Source organism: Variovorax sp. J22P240, from assembly GCF_030316855.1.
Taxonomy (GTDB): domain Bacteria; phylum Pseudomonadota; class Gammaproteobacteria; order Burkholderiales; family Burkholderiaceae_C; genus Variovorax.
On sequence record NZ_JASZYR010000005.1, the window covers coordinates 258,334 to 274,804 of the forward strand.

The window sequence follows — 16,471 nt, forward strand, 5'->3', positions numbered from 1 at the left end:
TCATTCCCGCGGCGGCTTCTTCGCAATGCCCATGGTCTTCGCGAGGATGCCGAGCATCACCTCGTCGGCGCCACCGCCGATCGACGCCAGCCGTCCGTCGCGGTACAGGCGCGAGACGCGGTTCTCCCACGTGAAGCCCATGCCGCCCCAGAATTGGAGGCAGGTGTCGGCGACTTCGCGCGTGAGCCGGCCTGTCTTGAGCTTCGCCATGGACGCCAGTTCGGTCACGTCCTGGCCCTGCACGTGCAGGTCGCAGGCGCGGTAGGTGAGGGCGCGCAGCGCCTCGACCTCGGTCTTGAGCTCGGCGAGCTTGAACTGGACCCACTGCTGGTCTGCCAGCGTGCCGCCGAAGAGCTTGCGCTGCTGCGCCCACTCGATGGTCTCGGCAATGCATTCGTCCAGCGGCACCAGCGAACTGGCGGCGCACCACAGGCGCTCTTCCTGGAACTGCTGCATCTGGTAGACGAAGCCCTGGCCCTCCTCGCCGATGCGGAAGCGCTGTGGCACGCGCACGTTGTCGAAGTAGATGAGCCCGGTGTCGCTCGAATGCATGCCGATCTTGCGGATCTTCTTCGCCTTCTCGATACCGGGGCTGTCCATCGGCACCATGACCAGCGACTTGTTGCGATGCACCGGACCGTCGCCAGTATTGACCAGCATGCACATCCAGTCCGCCTGCAGGCTGTTGGTGATCCACATCTTCTGGCCGGTGATGAGGTAGTCGTCGCCGTCCTTGCGCGCATGGCTCTTGAGGCCGGCGACGTCGCTGCCGGCGCCTGGCTCGCTCACGCCGATGCAGCCCACGGTCTCGCCGGCGATGGCGGGCACCAGGAATTCGCGGCGCAGCGCATCGCTGCCGAAGCGCGCGAGCGCGGGCGTGCACATGTCGGTCTGCACGCCGATCGCCATCGGCACGCCGCCGCAGCTCACATGCCCCAGCGCCTCGGCCAGCGCCATCGCGTACGAGTAGTCGAGGCCGGCGCCTCCGTAGGTCTCCGGCTTGTTGAGCCCCAGCAGTCCGAGCGCGCCGAGCTTCCTGAACACATCGTGCGCCGGGAAGCTCTCCGCGGCCTCCCATTCGTCCACATGGGGGTTGATCTCCTCGTCGATGAAGCGGCGCATCGTCTTCTGGATCTCGAGGTGTTCGTGCGTGTACTGCATGCCTTGTCTCCGGTCGGTCCTCTGTCAGCTTCGCCGACTCTAGGCCCGGCCGCGCCCGCCGTGCTTGCGGGAAGTGGCTACAGGCTGCCGCGAAGGGCGCCGGTCGTCCCCGCGTCGCGCAGGCAGCCGAGCCCGTGCAGCGTCGTCGCCACGGCGGTGTCCAGCGCCGTATGCGGCTCGCTTCCGAGGACCGACAGGAGGCGCGCATTGCGCAGGCGCACCGGCTGCTCCCAGAGATGGCGCATCTCGTGCAGCTCGCGGAACAGGGGCACGAAAGGCGACGCCAGTGTCACCAGCCACCACGGAAATCGTTGCACTGGCAGTTCGGGTTGCCCGCTCGCGCGGCGAATCGCGGCCTGCATCTGCGTGCCGTCCGCATCCCAATGCCCGGCCATGTGGAAGGTGTCGAAAGCCGCGATTGCGCTTTCGCGTTCGACGAGCTGGACGATGGTTTCCGCGACGTCCGGCAGGTAGGCCCATTGATGCCCGACGCCGCGCCGGCCCGGGTCGGTGGTCGCAGCGAGCGACTAGCCGGGTTTCGCCAGTTGCGCGAACCAGTTGTTGCCGGCGCGTGGCCCGAAGAAGTCGCCGGCTCGCACGATGAGCGTGCGCACGCCACACTCGGCGGCCTCGCGCAGGCGCTGCTCCATCTGCACGCGGATCGCGCCCTTTCGCGTTTGCGGATGCTGCGGCGAGCCTTCGACGACGTCGGGGAACGCGTCGGGACCGTAGTTGTAGACCGTACCGGGTAGCACGATGCGCGCACCACAGACCTCCGCCGCGCGGATCGTGCTCTCCAGCATCGGAAGCACCAGCGTCTTCCAGTTGCGGTAGCCGGGCGGGTTGACGGCATGGACGATCAGCGACACGCCGCGCGCGGCGGCGATGACGCTCGCGGCATCGAGCGCATCGCCCGCGACCCATTCAGGGCGCGCCACGCCCGCCGGCCATTGCGCTGCGGCCTTCGCCGGGTCACGCGCCAGCGCCCGTACCTGCCAGCCGCGCCGCAGCAGCGCCGCCGCCGTTTCGCCGCCGATACCGCCCGTCGCGCCGAGCACCAATGCCGTACCTCGTTCCATGAGCCATTCCTTTCGTGAAAGGCCAATTCTTGAGGCGGGCTGGTGCAAACAAAATTGGCAAAGGATTGCCGTCAGCTAGTATGAAATGTATGAGCATCAATCCACTGGACTGGGAAAGCCAGCGCGCCTTTCTCGCCGTCCTCCGCGAGGGCAGCCTGTCGGCGGCGGCCCGCTCGCTCGACATCGCCCAGCCGACGGTGCGCCGCCGCCTGGAGGCGCTGGAGCGCTCGATCGGTGTGGCGCTCTTCACCCGATCGCCCAGCGGCCTGACGCCGACGGACGCGGCGCGAGAGCTTGGCACCCATGCCGAAACCATGGCCGCCGCGGCCGAGGCCTTTGCGCGCGCTGCGTCGGCGGACATCCATGCGGTGTCAGGAACGGTTCGCATCACCGCCAGCGACGTGATGGGCGCGGAGGTGCTGCCTGCGGTGCTGGCCGACCTGCACGATGCCCAGCCGGGCCTCGTGTTCGAGCTGAGCCTGACCAACCGCAACGAGGACTTGCTGCGACACGAAGCCGACATCGCGGTGCGCATGGTGCGGCCGACGCAGGCCTCGATCGTCGCGACGCGTGTAGGCGTGGTGGAACTGGGCTTCTTCGCCAAGGCGGCGTATCTGAAGAAGCACGGCACGCCGGCGAGGCTGGACGACCTCGACCGCTTCGCCCTGATCGGACCCGATCGCGAAACCGCCGACCTGCGCGCACTGCGGGCCCTCGGCCTGGACCTGAAGCGCGCGATGTTCAGCTGCCGCACCGACAACCAGCTCGCGCAACTGGGCGCGATCCGCGCCGGGCTCGGAATCGGCATTTGCCAAAAGGCGCTCGCCCGGCGTGATCCATCCCTGGTGCCTGTGCTGGCGAAGGAGTTCTGCTACGAGCTGGAAACCTGGGTCACCATGCACGAGGACCTTCGGCGGATGCGACGAGTGCGCGCGACCTTCGCGCATCTGGTCACCGCACTGACGGCTTACTGCAACGCCGGCAGCGCCCCGGGTTGACCCGTGGCCGCCGGGCCTCAGCGCTGCGGCCGGATGCGGTACAGCGCGTTGTTGCGGTCCGCCGTCATGTAGATCGTGCCGTCCTTGCCGACCGCCACGCCCGTCGGCATGTAGGGCGGCGGCATGCCCGGCCCGCCTTCGAGGCCGATCGGCAGGTTCTCCGCGACGGTGCGCCGCGTGCCGTTCGCAATGTCGATCTCGACCAGCCGCCGCGCCGCGCTTTCCGCGACGATGAAAGTGCCCCATGGCGTCTGCGCCACGCCCTCGGGCATCGCCAGTCCTTCGGCGACGGCACGCAGCGGCGCGCTCGCGTCGAGCGGAATGCGCGTCAGCTTGCCTGCGGCCTCGGTCACGTAGAGCGCGCCGTCCCTGCCCATGATCATCTGCACCGGCCCGGCCAGGCCGCTCGCGATCACTTCCTTGGTCTCGAACTTCGGGCCGCTGGCGCGGCTCACGCTGCCGGTCGCGAGTTCGGCATAGATCACGCTGCCGTCGGGCATCGGAATGGCATCGACTGGCGCCTTCAGTCCGTGCAGCACGCCGGTGGTCTTGAGCGTCTTCCGGTCCACCAGCTGGACCGTGCCCGTGAACCATGACGTCAGCGCGAAGTGCGTAGGCGAGAGGCCGACCGCGGACGGGTAGTCGAGGTCAGGATCGCGCTGCATGCGGAAGATGTCGCGCACCGCGCCGCTCGTGGCGTCGACCTGGCGGAAGCCGAAGATGTCGGCCACCCAGAGGTCGTCGCCGTCGATCTTGAGGCCGGCCGGCACGGCCAGCTTGCCGCCGGTGAGCAGGCGTAGGTCGCCGGTTGCGGGATTGAAGGCTTCGACCGAGTTGTCGGCCATGTTCGACACGTAGATCGTGCCCTCGGGCGCGATGGCGAGATTGTCGAGCGATGGCTTGAGCTGCTTCGCGACGGTCTTGCGGCCTGTCGCGAGGTCGACGCGGATCAATTCGCCGCTGCGGGTATCAACCACCCACAGGTTGCCCTTGCCGTCGAGATTGGCCGCGGCGGGGATCTTGAAGCCGTCGGCGATCACCGTCATGGCGCCGTTGGCCGGATCGATCTTCACGACCTGGCCCTTGAACCACAGCGGGCCGTAGAGCATGCCGTCGGGCCCGACCTCGAAGCCGTTGAAGCCGCCCATGTCCTTCTTGATCAGGCGCGGCGGCTTCTGGCCCGCGACGTCGATCTCCCACAGCGCGTCGCCCAGGAACACCTGCGAGGCATAGAGCTTGCCGTTGCGCCGGTCGAAGTCGAGCGAGTTGAGGCCGGGCAGGTCCTTGGCGAGCACGCGCATCGGCGCGCTGTCGCTCTCGCGCATGCGCAGCATGCCCATGAGGTAGTTGGTCCACGCCAGCTCGCCCTTGGGGCCGATCGCGATGTCGTCGGCCTGGCCTTCGACGCTCTTGATCAGCACGCGTGCGGCGCCGGTCTGTCGGTCGACTTCCCACAAGCTGTTGCCGACCACGGAGCCCGCGAGAAGCCGGCCCTGCCGGTCGACCGCGAGGCCGTGCACGCCCGAGAAGGAGGAGGGTGCCACGATCGCCTCAGGCGCTGTCCATGCGCTGGGCCGTGTGGGCGGCGCCGTGGTGGTGCAGGCGCCGAGAAGGAACGCCGACGCCAGCAAGGCGCCGCCGAAGATCCGATTCATGTTGTCTCCTCGATGTGAAAGTCCCCCGTCGCGGTCAGGCCCGGAAGCGCCTTCGCGTCAGTCCCAATGCCATCCAGAACGCGACGACCGTGTAGACCACCAGCACCAGCGCATGCCGCCACCAGTCGAGTGGCCATTGGTCCATGAAGAGCGGCCGCACCAGCGCCACCGCGTTGGTCAGCGGCAGCCAAGCAGCAACGGTGCGCACCACGCCGGGCAACTGTTCCAGCGGAAAGAACACGCCCGACAGGAACATCATCGGCGTCATGAACAGCGTGAAGTAGTAGGTGAAGAAGTCGTAGCCCTTCGCCAGTGCGTTGAAGATCAACGCAATGCACGAGAAGGTGATGCCCACACCCACCAGCACGAACCAGGCGATGAAGAGCTTCGGGGTGTGGCTGATGCCCAGCCCGAGCATCACGAACAGGATCGCGGTGGTCGTGAAGATTGCCTTGAAGCCGGCCCAGAGCATCTCGGCCAACACCACGTCGTCGAGCCCGACCGGCGCGTTCATGATGCCGTCCCACGTCTTCTGTACGTGCATGCGCGAGAAGGCCGAATACAGCGCCTCGAACGAGGCCGCATTCATCGCGCTCATGCAGACCGAGCCGCTGGCGAGAAAGAGGATGTAGGGAATGTGGGTGCCATTGACCTGCACCTCGCCCACCAGCGCGCCCATGCCGTAGCCGAAGGCCACCAGCCAGATCAGGGGCTCCGCAATGTTGCCGATGAGGCTGGGGATGGCGAGTTTGCGCCACACCAGCAGGTTGCGCAGGAACACCGGCCACCAGCGCATCGAGAGTTCGGGTGGGCGCCAGACGGAGCGCGTCGGTGGAAGAGCGGACGAAGAAGCCAGGCTCGACATGCGAATCAACCGTCCTCTCGGATTTGCCGGCCCGTCAGCTTGAGGAACAGATCCTCCAGGTTCGCCGGCCGATGGAAGGTGCGCAAGCCGCTGCGGTCGCCCAGCGCCGTCATCAGGCCGCGCGCGTCCTGTGTGTAGAAGAACACCGTCTCGCCGCTGACCTCGACGCGGGCTGCGTAGTCCTTCAGCGGCGACTGCGCGAGTTCGAGCGCACCGTTGCCATACAGCTCGACCACATCAGGCTCCAGGTGCTCGGCGATCAGGTCGCGCGGCCGTCCTTCGGCGATCTTGCGGCCGTGGTCGAGCACCAGCAGGCGCGAACACAGGCGCTCGGCTTCGTCCATGAAGTGGGTGGTCAGCAGGATCGATTTGCCTTGCTGCAACAACACCTGGAGCCGCTCCCACATGAGATGCCTCGCCTGCGGGTCGAGGCCGGTGGTGGGCTCGTCGAGCATCAGCAGCTTCGGGTCGTTGACGAGCGCGCGTGCGAGCGACAAGCGCCGCCGCATGCCGCCCGAAAGCTCTCCGGGCTTGGCGTCGGCCTTGTGCGAGAGCGCGGCAAATTCCAGCAGTTGGGGAATGCGCGGCGCGATCTCGGCGCGGCGCATGCCGAAGTAGCGGGCGTAGACCATCAGGTTCTCCGCGCAGCTGAAGTCAGGGTCGAGCGTGTCGAACTGGCTCACCACGCCGAGCTGTGCCTTGATGGCGCGTGCATCTTCCGGCATCGAGAGGCCGCCCAGCGCCTCGATCGTGCCGCCGTCGGGCGTGGTCAGCCCGAGGCACATGCGGATGGTGGTCGTCTTGCCGGCGCCGTTGGGCCCGATCACGCCCAGGCATTCGCCGGGCGCGATCTCGAAGGACAAGTCGTCCACCACGGTGGTCGTGCCGTAGCGCTTGTGCAGGTGGCTGGCGTGGAAGAGGGGAGTCGGCACCGCGGCATTGTGGCGCATGGGCTGGGTTTCAATGTCAGAGGGTGAGGCCTGCGAATTCAGTCTTCATCCAGTCGATGAAGGCGCGCGTGCGCGCTGGCAGCAGCCGGGCGTGCGGATAGATCACGCTCACGGGTCGTGGCGGAAGCTCGAACTCGTCCAGCACGATCGTCAACCGGCCCTGCTTCACCAAGGGCAGCACCTGGTAGGAGAAGAACATGCCGAAGCCGATGCCCGCTGCACAGGCCTCGACGGCCGGCGCGATGTGATTGAACTCCAGGTTGCCTCGCGCCGCGATGGCCACCGTCCGCCCATGGTCGCGAAAGGTCCAGTGCACCGTGCTGCTTGGGTGGATGCGCACGCAATTGGCGTCGAGCAACTCGCGTGGATGCCGGGGCGTGCCGTGCTGTTGCAGATAGGCCGGGCTCGCGACCACCACGCGCCGGATGCTTCCGAGCTGCTGGGCGACCAGCGACGAATCCTCCAGCGCGCTGATGCGGATACCGACATCGATGCCTTCCTCCAGCAGGTTCACGCTGCGGTCGTGCAGCAGCACGCTGCAGCGCATCTTGTCGTAGCGCTGCAGAAAGCGAACGATCGCAGGCGACACGTACATGTGGCCGAAGAGCACGGGCGCCGTAACGGTGAGCTGCCCGGCGGGTTCGGCTGCGTCGACGGTAAGCGCACGGTCCGCCGCGTCGGCGGCGGCCAGGACCTCGCGCGCGCTTTGCAGGTAGCTGCGGCCTTCCTCGGTGAGGGAGATGCGCCGGGTGGTGCGGTGGAACAGCCGCACGCCCAGATGGGCTTCGAGCGCGGCAAGCGAACGCACCACCGCCGGAAGCGAGGTGTTGAGCGCGTCGGCCGCTTTCGTGAGGTTGCCTTGGTCGGCGATCTGCACGAAGGTCTGCATAGCTTTGAGACGGTCCATCGCGCGATTAAACCGGAAAACGCAACAGTCAACTCCGTCTGTAGCCATTACTTCGGAAGAGAGAAGAAAACAGAATCGAACCGTCAACCTCACAGCAACAGGAGAACCCGACATGCCAGCCACTCGTCCCGCCCAGCCCATCAAGGTCTACGGCGCTTCCATCTCCGGCCACTCGCACCGCGTGAAGTTGTTTCTCTCGCTGCTCGGGTTGCCCTTCGAGACGATCGAGGTCAATCTGCGTGCGGGCGAACATCGCACCCCGGAATTCCTGCGGCGCAATGCCTTCGGACAGGTGCCGGTCATCGAGGACGGCGACACGACATTGGCTGATTCGAACGCCATCCTGGTCTACCTCAACGAGCGCTATGCCGCCGACCCGGCGCGCTGGTATCCGCGCGATCCGGTCGACGCGGCCCGTGTGCAGCGCTGGTTGTCGGTCGCGGCCGGACCGCTCGCGGCAGGGCCGTCGGTGGCGCGCGTCATCGTGTTGTTCGGGCAGACAAGGGATGCCACCGACGTCATCGCGCGCGCCCACGATCTCCTGCACGTGATGGAGCTCGAGCTGGCGGAGCGCCCCTTCCTCGCAGGCTCGTCCGCGACGCTGGCGGACATCGCCAACCACACCTACGTCGCCCATGCGCCGGAGGGCTATGTGTCGCTCGAAGCCTATCCCCACGTGCGCGAATGGCTGGCACGCGTCGAGGCATTGCCGGGCTTCGTGCCGATGGCACCGTCACGCATCGGGTTGGCAGCATGAACTCCATCGATGCCGTCGCATCGCCCTGGCATGAGGGCGAGCGTGCAATGCAAACACTCGCGGGGGTGCGTGAGCGCATGGATGCGCTCGGGCCGCGCGTGATCCGGGACTACATGCCGGAGCAGCATCGCACCTTCTTCGCGCAACTGCCTTTCCTGATCGCGGGAAGTCTCGACCGGGCGCATCAGCCGTGGGCGAGCGTGCTCGCTGCGCCGCCCGGATTCGCGCAATCGCCCGACGAGCATCACCTGCGCATCGATGCGCGTCCGCTCGCAGGGGACCCATTGTCATCGGCACTGTTGTCCGGCGCGCCACTCGGGCTCCTCGGCATCGAGCCGCACACGCGGCGCCGCAACCGCATGAATGGCGTGGTGGAGCAGGTCGACGCACGCGGCTTCTCGGTCGAAGTGCAGCAGAGCTTTGGCAACTGCCCGAAGTACATCCAGACACGGGAGCCGCTCTTCGTGGGCGGAGCGCATGCCGCTGCGAACGCACGCCGCAGCGACCGCATGGACGAGGCGGCTCGGCGGATCGTGGCCAAGGCCGACACTTTCTTCATCGCCACGGCCCACCCTGCGGCCGGCGATGCGACGGCCTCGCATGGCGTCGACGTGTCGCACCGCGGCGGCCGGTCAGGCTTTGTCCAGCTGACGGGCGAGGGGACGCTGACCGTGCCGGATTTCGTCGGCAACTCCTTCTTCAACACGCTGGGCAACATCGCCGTCTATCCGAAGGCGGGCCTGCTCTTCATCGACTTCGAGACCGGCGATGTGCTCCAGCTGGCCGTGACGGCCGAGACGATCTGGGACGGCCCCGAACTCGCGGGCTTCGCCGGCGCGGAGCGGTTGCTTCGCATGCAGGTCGCGTCTGCGCTCCTCATGCCGGTTGCGCTGCCACTCCGTTGGGGCCGAGGGGATCTGTCGCCGTTCCTCGCTCCGACAGGACAGTGGCCAAAGGCCGCTTGAGCATCAAATCAGTGGAGCGTGGGAATCCGGGCGTTGACAGAAGGACGGTAGCCCCACCCTCGTTCCTGCAGCGCATCGGTATCGAGACCGCGCGAGAGCAGCGTTTCGAGCCCAGCCGCTGCGACCGTCGCTGCCAGCGCCTGGCCGGGGCAGGCATGCGCCCCGTGGCCGAAGCCCAGTGTCCGACGCTCTGCGCGCATCAGCTCGAAGGTTGCCGGTGCAGGATTGAGCGACGGATCGCGGTTGGCGGCGCCGAGCACCAGCAGCACCGCCTCGCCCGGCGCGAGTTCGATGCCGGCGACGGTCGTCGGTTGTGCGACGAAGCGGCGCGTGTTCTGGATCGAAGGATCGTGGCGGGCCACTTCCTCGACCAACGAGGGCAGCAGTTCCCAGCGCGAGTCGATCCTTCGGCGCAGACCGGGCTCGCGCGCCAGCGCGACGAGGCTGTTGCCCAGCAAGCCGGCCGTGGCCTCGCAGGTCTGCGACAGCAGGCCGACGAGGTTCGCCATGAGGGCGTGCGAGCGATCGGCCGGCGCCTGTTCCTGAACCGCCGCCAGCAGCGTGCCGTGGCGTGCGGGCCGGGTGGCGATCAACGACTCGAAGCGCGCCATCAGGGCGGCGGCGGCTTCACTTGCGGCGTCGAGTTGGGCGGCCGTTGACAGCGGAGACAGGCAGGCGACGAAATCGCGCATCCACTCGGAAACGCTCCGCAGTTCATCGGTGGCGAAGCCGAGCAGGTGAGCGACGCCGCGCACCGGCATCGCGAAGCAGGCGTCGGACAATGAATCAATCGGCATGCCCTCGGCGACCTGGCGCGCCGCGGCGTGCGCTGCGCGGAGATCCAACCCGGCCAGTGCCCGCTGCAATTTGGGCTTGTGGGCCGCGTGCGGCGCCCCGTCGTTCATGCGCACCAGCCGCCCGAACACTTCGCCCGCCGGCGTGCCGGCGATGGCGCCTGGCACCGGCTCCGATGGGGGGCGAACGCGCAGTGCGTCGTTGGCGAGCACTTCCCGAACGACGTCAGCCCGGCTGGCGATCCACGCCCGCAGGCGGTCGTCGAGGACCAGCGCGGGACCGCTGCGCAGCGTGGCGTACCACGGGTAAGGATTGCAGTGCGTGACGGCAGCGATCGCATCGGCCGGTGGGTCCATGTGTTTCATGCACGCAGTCTGGCGCTTTTCGAACGAGCACACTTCGTTTACGATCGAAATATGGATGCATCCACCGCCGACACCCACCTCGCGCGCCTGGCCGGCGCCATCGCCGAACCCGCACGCGCCCGCATGCTGTGCTGCCTGCTGGACGGGCATGCCCGCACTGCGACAGAACTGGCCGCGGTCGCCGAGGTTGCCGCTTCAACGGCCAGCGCGCATCTGGCACGGCTCAAGGAACAGCGGCTCGTCGAGTCGGTCGCGCAGGGCAAGCATCGCTACTTCCGCCTCACCGGCAGCGAGGTCGCCGCCGCGCTCGAAGGCTTGCTGGTGATCGCCGGCGCCCCGCGCAACGAGTTCCGCCCGACCACGCCGAGCCGACTGCGCAGCGCGCGCACCTGCTACGACCACATGGCCGGTACGGCGGGTGTCGCGCTGCATGACCGTCTCCATGCGCAGGGCTGGCTGCACGAGGTTGCGGAAGGCGACTACGAACTCACCCCCGAAGGCGCCGTCGCACTCGAAAGCCTCGGCATCGACGTGGAGGATGCGCGCAACACCCGCCGTCGCTTTGCCTGCGCCTGCCTCGACTGGAGCGAACGGCGCCCTCACCTGGGCGGCGCGCTCGGCGCCGCATGGCTGCAACTGTCGATTCGCCGCGGCTGGGTGCGCCAGGACCTGGACGGCCGCGCACTGGCACTCACCCCCAAGGCCCACCGCGAAATGCCCGAGATGTTTTCCACCCCCTGACAACGCAAACGCTGAGCCGGGAAATCCCACGGAACCGGCTTAGCCGGGCCGTAGGGATTGCCCCCGGAGAGGGGGGTGGACGGCCACACGAAGTGGGCTAGCCTGGGGGTGATTCCTACTGGAAGGCTACCTCGGCGAAGCTTCGGAGCTTGCGGCTGTGGAGGCGGCTCGAGCCTTCCTGGCGCAGGATGTCGATCGCGGCCATGCCGATGCGCAAATGCTGCTCGACCCGCTCGCGATAGAACTGATTGGCCATGCCGGGCAGCTTGATCTCGCCGTGCAGCGGCTTGTCGCTCACGCACAGCAAGGTGCCGTAGGGCACGCGGAAGCGGAAGCCGTTGGCGGCGATGGTGGCGCTTTCCATGTCGAGCGCGACGGCGCGGCTCTGGCTGAATCGCCGCTGGGGCTGGTTGCCGGGCAACAGTTCCCAGTTGCGGTTGTCGGTGCTGGCGACCGTGCCGGTGCGCATGATCTTCTTGAGTTCGGTGCCCTGCGTGCCGGTGACCTCGGCCACCGCATTTTCGAGCGCGAGCTGGATCTCCGAGAGCGCCGGGATCGGCACCCACAGCGGCAGCTCCTCGTCCAGCACGTGGTCCTCGCGCACATAGGCGTGCGCCAGCACGTAGTCGCCGAGCTGCTGCCCCTGGCGCAGGCCGGCGCAGTGGCCGAGCATCATCCACGCGTGCGGCCGCAGCACCGCGACGTGGTCGGTGATGGTCTTGGCGTTGGCCGGGCCGACGCCGATGTTGACCATCGAGATGCCCGTGCAGTCCTCGCGCACCAGGTGATAGCCAGGCATCTGCGGCAGGCGGGCGGGCGGCGTGCCCTGCGTGCCGTCGAGCAGCTCGCCGTACAGCTCGCTCGAACCCGGAGACAGCCCGCGCCGGCGGGTGACGACGTTGCCCGGCTCGATGAAGGCGATGTACTCGCTCTTCTCGTCGGTCATCGCCTCGTGGCCGAGCCGCACGAATTCGTCGATGTAGAACTGGTAGTTGGTGAACAGCACGAAGTTCTGGAACCACTCGGGCGCGGTTCCGCTGTAGTGGCGCAGGCGGTGCAGCGAATAGTCGACCCGCGCCGCGGTGAAGAGCGACAGCGGCTGCGCCTCGCCCGGCTTGGCCTCGAAGGTGCCGTTGGCGATGCCGTCGTCCATCGCGCCGAGGTCGGGCAGGTCGAACACGTCGCGCATCAGGGCGCGGCGCTCGGCGGACATCGTGCCTTCGATGTGATCGTTCTCGGCGAAGGAGAAATGAATCGGGATCGGCTGCGTGCTGGTGCCGATCTCCAGCTCGACGCGGTGGTTCTCCAGCAGCAGCCTGAATTGCTCGCGGTAGTAGCGCAGAAAGAGGTCGGGCCGCGTCAGCGTGGTCTCGTAGCGCCCCGGCCCCGACACGAAACCATAGCTCAACCCGGCGTTGGCGACCGGCGTGCTCCGCGACACGGTGTGCGTATGCACCCGAACGAAGGGGTAGCAGGCCCGCACGCGGCCCGGCAGGCTTTCGCCCGCGACGAAGCGCTGCATCGCTTCGCGAAGGTGCTGCAGGCCACCGTTGTAGATGAGTCGGACCTGCTCCAGGGCAGCGTCGGGATCGGTAAAGCGGGCTGGCGCAATGAAAGCAGGCATGTAAGGCATGGGGCATTGTGGCTCACCCCCAGGCTTGCTCACTCAGCCGGGCATGGGTTCTCGCATGGTGACAAGCTCTTCCGCGGTGGTGGGATGGATGCCGATGGTGCTGTCAAAGTTCGCCTTGGTCGCGCCGCAGCGCATCGCGACGGCAAAGCCCTGCACGATCTCGCCCGCTTCGGGGCCCACCATGTGCAGGCCGACGACACGGTCGCTCGCCTTGTCGACGATCAGCTTCATGAACGTGCGCTCCTTGCTCTCCGACAGCGTGTGGCGCAGCGCGCGGAATTCGCTGGAGAAGATCGTGACCTTGCCGAACTTCATGCGCGCGGCGGCTTCGGTGTAGCCGCAGGTGCCGATGTTCGGGTGCGTGAACACGGCGGTCGGCGTGTAGTCGTAGTCGAGCTGGCGCTTGCCCTTGCCGAAGAGGGTGTCGACCACCACCATCGCCTCGGCCAGCGCCACCGGCGTGAGTTGCTGGCGGGTTGACACATCGCCCACCGCGAGGATCGACGGCACCGAGCTGCGGTAGTGCGCGTCGACGACCACGCCGCCGCGCTCGTCCAGCTCGACACCTGCGGCTTGGAGGCCCATGCCGGCCGTATTGGGAACGCGGCCGGTCGCGAAGAGGATGGTGTCGGCCTCTACCCGCTGGCCGCGCGAGAGCAGAGCGCACAGGCCGCTCTCCAGGCGCGTCACCATGCTGATCTCGGCATTGAAGCGGATGTCGACGCCCGTGCGCGTCATCTCCCTGGCGAGGAACTGGCGAACATCCTCGTCGAACTCGTTCAGCAGGTGCGCGCTGCGCTGCACCTGCGTGACCTGGGCGCCAAGTCCATTGAAGATCGACGCGAACTCGCAGGCGATGTAGCCACCTCCGACCACCAGCAACCGCTTCGGAAACGGGTCGAGATCGAACATCGCGTCGGAGACGATCCCATGCTCGCGACCGGCGATGTCTGGCACGAAGGGCATGCCGCCGGTCGCCACGAGCACATGCTGTGCGGTGCAGTGCTTTTCGCCGATCTGGACGCCGTGGGCATCCGTCAGTTGCGCCCAACCCTGGATGAGGTGGACGCCCGCACCTTCGAGCAGGCTGCGGTAGACACCGTTGAGCCGCGCGATCTCGCGCGCGCGGTTGGCCTTGAGCCGCGCCCAGTCGAAGCGCGATTCACCGACGTGCCAGCCGAACCCCGCGGCTTCCTCGAAGGAGTCTGCATAGCCCGCCGCGTAGCTGTAGAGCTTCTTGGGAATGCAACCGACGTTGACGCAGGTGCCACCCAGTTCGGCGCATTCGGCGAGCGCGACGCGGGCGCCGCGCTGGGCGGCCATTCGTGCCGCGCGCACGCCGCCACTTCCGCCGCCGATCACGAAAAGGTCGAAGTCGAATGTGCGCATGGGAACTCCTTCGCGCCGACTGTAGCCGGCGGACGAAGGAGTCGCTGCGCCGGGTGCTACGGGCGGTCGGGCTGCTGATTGGGATCCCGGCCGGGGATGCCCGACCGTTGCTGCCGTTGCTGCTGCTGCGCTTGCAGCGCGCGTTGCTGTACCTCTTGCGCCTGGCGAATGGCCTGTTGCTGTTGCGCCTGCTGAGCTTGCAGCATCTGCTGCTGCGCCGCCTGCATTTGATGCTGCGCCTGTATCTGCTGCTGCGCGCGCAAGGCCTGTTGCTGCTGGACTTGCTGCATCTGCTGGATTTGAGCCTGGGCCGCACGCTGCTGCATTTCCTGTTGCTGTCGCAGGGCCTGCTGCTGTTGCAGTTGCATCTGCTGCGCCTGTTGCGCCTGGGCCTGTGCGGCGCGCTGCTGGACTTCCTGCTGCTGGCGCATCGCCTGCTGTTGGAGTTGTTGCGCCTGTTGAGCCTGCATCGCCTGCGCCGCGGCACGTTGCTGGATATCCTGCTGTTGCCGCTGGGCCTGCTGGAACTGCTGAGCTTGCTGGGCCTGGATCGCCTGGGCTGCGGCACGCTGCTGCGCTTCCTGCTGCTGGCGTTGGGCCTGCTGGATTTGCTGCGCTTGCACGGCCTGCGCTGCGGCGCGCTGTTGCACTTCCTGCTGCTGCCGTTGCAGGTTCTGGAACTGCTGGGCTTGCTGCGCTTGCTGGCCCTGGATGGCCTGCACCGCGGCACGCTGCTGCACGTCCTGCTGTTGGCGCTGCGCTTGCTGGAGCTGCTGCTGCGCCTGTTGCATCTGGCGCGCCTGCTGGAACTGCTGTTGTTGCCGTGCCTGGAATGCGGGCGGCGGGAGCATGGTGGCGGGCCGGCCGTATGCGCCGTGCGGTCGATCGCCCCGCAGCGGAATCGGGGCGCCCATGCCCACCGGAACGCTCACGAGGCGGTCGGGCGGGACGCGCACGACATCACGTCTTGCGATGGGGCCTCGGCCGAAGAGGTCGATGGGCACGATCGTGACCGCGCCGGGCGTCTGCGGGTTCGCGTAGCCGCTGCGGCCGCCCCGTCGCTGGTAGGCCGCCGCGCGGTTGGCTTGGTCGATGTACCTCTGGCTCGCGTGGTAACCCGGCCGCCAGGTTTCGCCCGGGGCGAGCGGGAACCATCCGACGCCATGGCGGCCGCCCGGTATCAGGTTCGGGTTCCTGCCGGGGGAGCCGCCGACGAAGCCCACCACCGCGGGCGAATAGATCGGACGCCCATGCGGCCGGCCGGGCACCCAGCCCCATCGCGGGCCGATGCGCGCCCAGCGGCCGTAGTGGGCGGGCGCAAAGCCCCAGGGCGCGGCGTCGATCCAGGTCCAGCCCCATGGCGCCACGTCGACCCATTGGCCGTCGCGGTAGGGCGCCCATTCGGCGTCCACGCCGCGCGGGTACCACACGCTGCCGTAGTCGGGATCGTTCTGCCAGTCGCCGTAGGCGTCGAGTTGCTGGTAGCCGACCACATCGCGCGAGACGTAGCGCGCGGAAATCGACTGGTCTTCGATGCGGTCGCGCTCGGCCACCCAGCGATCGAATTCGCCGCTGGCGCGCACGGGGGCGCCGTTGGCGGCTGCGAGGTTGCGGCCCGAGGTCGTGATCTGCTGGTGTGCGCCCAGCGGCATGGATTCGCCGCCTTCGCCGTACAGCGTGACATTCCCCGCGGCGACGGCGACCCGCGTCGTGCCCGCGGTTGGGTCCGTTTCGATGCGGTAGTCGCCCGGCGCATCGATGACCACGGCGAGGTTGCCCGTATCGACTTCGAAGCGCTGGCCGGCCAGGTCGTCGCGAACGCGAACTTGCACGCTCCCCTGCTCGGCGGTGATGCGTGCGGTGTCGTCGTCGATTTCGGACAAGGTGACGCTGGTCTGCTCGTCCAGCCGCACCGCGGACGAACCAACGTGCAGTTCGGCGCGTGCATTGCGGTCGGTCCAGAGTCGGTCGCCGGTGGTCAGCGGGCGATTGGGCACGACTTCGTACCAGCTGTCATCGCCGGCGGGCGAGAAGCTCACCGCGCCCTGGTGAAAACTGAGCCGGCCGACTCTTCCGGGCGGGTCCTGCTGCTGCGCGGCAGCCTGAAACCCTGTCAGAAGCAATGCCAATCCCAGCAGCCACGCGGCCACGCGGCCTGGAAGCAAGGTGCTGCGTTGTCTCATGGATATTCCTTCGTCATTCCGGAATCAA

General features: G+C 67.7%; 13 protein-coding genes and 1 pseudogene. 4 read left to right on the forward strand and 10 right to left on the reverse strand.

Annotation, left to right across the window (positions count from 1 at the left end; all coding sequences use genetic code 11):
• The gene (locus QTI24_RS16130; protein WP_286601730.1) at window positions 1–1,161 is read right to left on the reverse strand and encodes an acyl-CoA dehydrogenase family protein; all 1,161 of its coding nucleotides are present in this window, start codon (window positions 1,159–1,161) and stop codon (window positions 1–3) included.
• Window positions 1,162–1,238: 77 nt separating this feature from the next.
• Window positions 1,239–2,240: pseudogene (locus QTI24_RS16135) on the reverse strand (NAD-dependent epimerase/dehydratase family protein).
• An 89-nt stretch (window positions 2,241–2,329) separates the two neighbouring features.
• Between QTI24_RS16135 and QTI24_RS16140 the strand changes: the two are divergent.
• Window positions 2,330–3,238, forward strand: a complete 909-nt coding sequence (locus tag QTI24_RS16140) for a LysR family transcriptional regulator (RefSeq protein ID WP_286601732.1) — start codon at window positions 2,330–2,332, stop codon at window positions 3,236–3,238.
• Window positions 3,239–3,255: 17 nt separating this feature from the next.
• On the opposite strand, the gene QTI24_RS16145 is transcribed toward QTI24_RS16140, so the two are convergent.
• From QTI24_RS16145 to QTI24_RS16160, 4 genes are read right to left on the reverse strand one after another with little or no spacing between them, the layout of a single operon-like run.
• Window positions 3,256–4,893 carry a hypothetical protein gene (locus QTI24_RS16145; protein WP_286601733.1) on the reverse strand — a complete coding sequence of 546 codons (1,638 nt, stop codon included), beginning with the start codon at window positions 4,891–4,893 and terminating at the stop codon, window positions 3,256–3,258.
• A gap of 34 nt (window positions 4,894–4,927) precedes the next feature.
• Window positions 4,928–5,758 (reverse strand): ABC transporter permease, encoded by an 831-nt coding sequence (locus QTI24_RS16150; protein WP_286601735.1) that lies wholly within the window; start codon window positions 5,756–5,758, stop codon window positions 4,928–4,930.
• A 5-nt stretch (window positions 5,759–5,763) separates the two neighbouring features.
• The gene (locus QTI24_RS16155; RefSeq protein ID WP_286601736.1) at window positions 5,764–6,708 is read right to left on the reverse strand and encodes an ATP-binding cassette domain-containing protein; all 945 of its coding nucleotides are present in this window, start codon (window positions 6,706–6,708) and stop codon (window positions 5,764–5,766) included.
• A 16-nt stretch (window positions 6,709–6,724) separates the two neighbouring features.
• Window positions 6,725–7,615 (reverse strand): LysR family transcriptional regulator, encoded by an 891-nt coding sequence (locus tag QTI24_RS16160; protein WP_286601737.1) that lies wholly within the window; start codon window positions 7,613–7,615, stop codon window positions 6,725–6,727.
• A 112-nt stretch (window positions 7,616–7,727) separates the two neighbouring features.
• On the opposite strand from QTI24_RS16160, the gene QTI24_RS16165 reads away from it, so the two are divergent.
• Window positions 7,728–8,372, forward strand: a complete 645-nt coding sequence (locus QTI24_RS16165) for a glutathione S-transferase family protein (RefSeq protein WP_286601739.1) — start codon at window positions 7,728–7,730, stop codon at window positions 8,370–8,372.
• The gene (locus QTI24_RS16170) at window positions 8,369–9,337 is read left to right on the forward strand and encodes a pyridoxamine 5'-phosphate oxidase family protein (RefSeq protein ID WP_286601741.1); all 969 of its coding nucleotides are present in this window, start codon (window positions 8,369–8,371) and stop codon (window positions 9,335–9,337) included. Before QTI24_RS16165 ends, QTI24_RS16170 begins: the two co-directional genes overlap by 4 nt.
• Window positions 9,338–9,345: 8 nt before the next feature.
• Here the strand turns inward: QTI24_RS16170 and QTI24_RS16175 are convergent, their stop codons facing one another.
• On the reverse strand, window positions 9,346–10,497 hold the full coding sequence (locus QTI24_RS16175) for a cytochrome P450 (protein ID WP_286601743.1): 1,152 nt from the start codon (window positions 10,495–10,497) through the stop codon (window positions 9,346–9,348).
• Window positions 10,498–10,548: 51 nt separating this feature from the next.
• On the opposite strand from QTI24_RS16175, the gene QTI24_RS16180 reads away from it, so the two are divergent.
• Window positions 10,549–11,238, forward strand: coding sequence for an ArsR/SmtB family transcription factor (locus QTI24_RS16180; protein WP_286601744.1), 690 nt, complete (start codon window positions 10,549–10,551; stop codon window positions 11,236–11,238).
• 115 nt (window positions 11,239–11,353) lie between these two features.
• On the opposite strand, the gene QTI24_RS16185 is transcribed toward QTI24_RS16180, so the two are convergent.
• Genes QTI24_RS16185 through QTI24_RS16195 form a run of 3 tightly spaced genes read right to left on the reverse strand, consistent with a single transcriptional unit; the run spans window position 11,354 to window position 16,443 of the window.
• Window positions 11,354–12,871, reverse strand: a complete 1,518-nt coding sequence (locus QTI24_RS16185; protein WP_286601745.1) for an AMP nucleosidase — start codon at window positions 12,869–12,871, stop codon at window positions 11,354–11,356.
• 33 nt (window positions 12,872–12,904) lie between these two features.
• On the reverse strand, window positions 12,905–14,260 hold the full coding sequence (gene gorA / locus QTI24_RS16190) for a glutathione-disulfide reductase (protein WP_286601746.1): 1,356 nt from the start codon (window positions 14,258–14,260) through the stop codon (window positions 12,905–12,907).
• A gap of 56 nt (window positions 14,261–14,316) precedes the next feature.
• Entirely contained in the window at window positions 14,317–16,443 is a 2,127-nt protein-coding gene (locus QTI24_RS16195; RefSeq protein WP_286601747.1) for a DUF6600 domain-containing protein, read from the reverse strand.
• Window positions 16,444–16,471 lie beyond the last annotated feature (28 nt).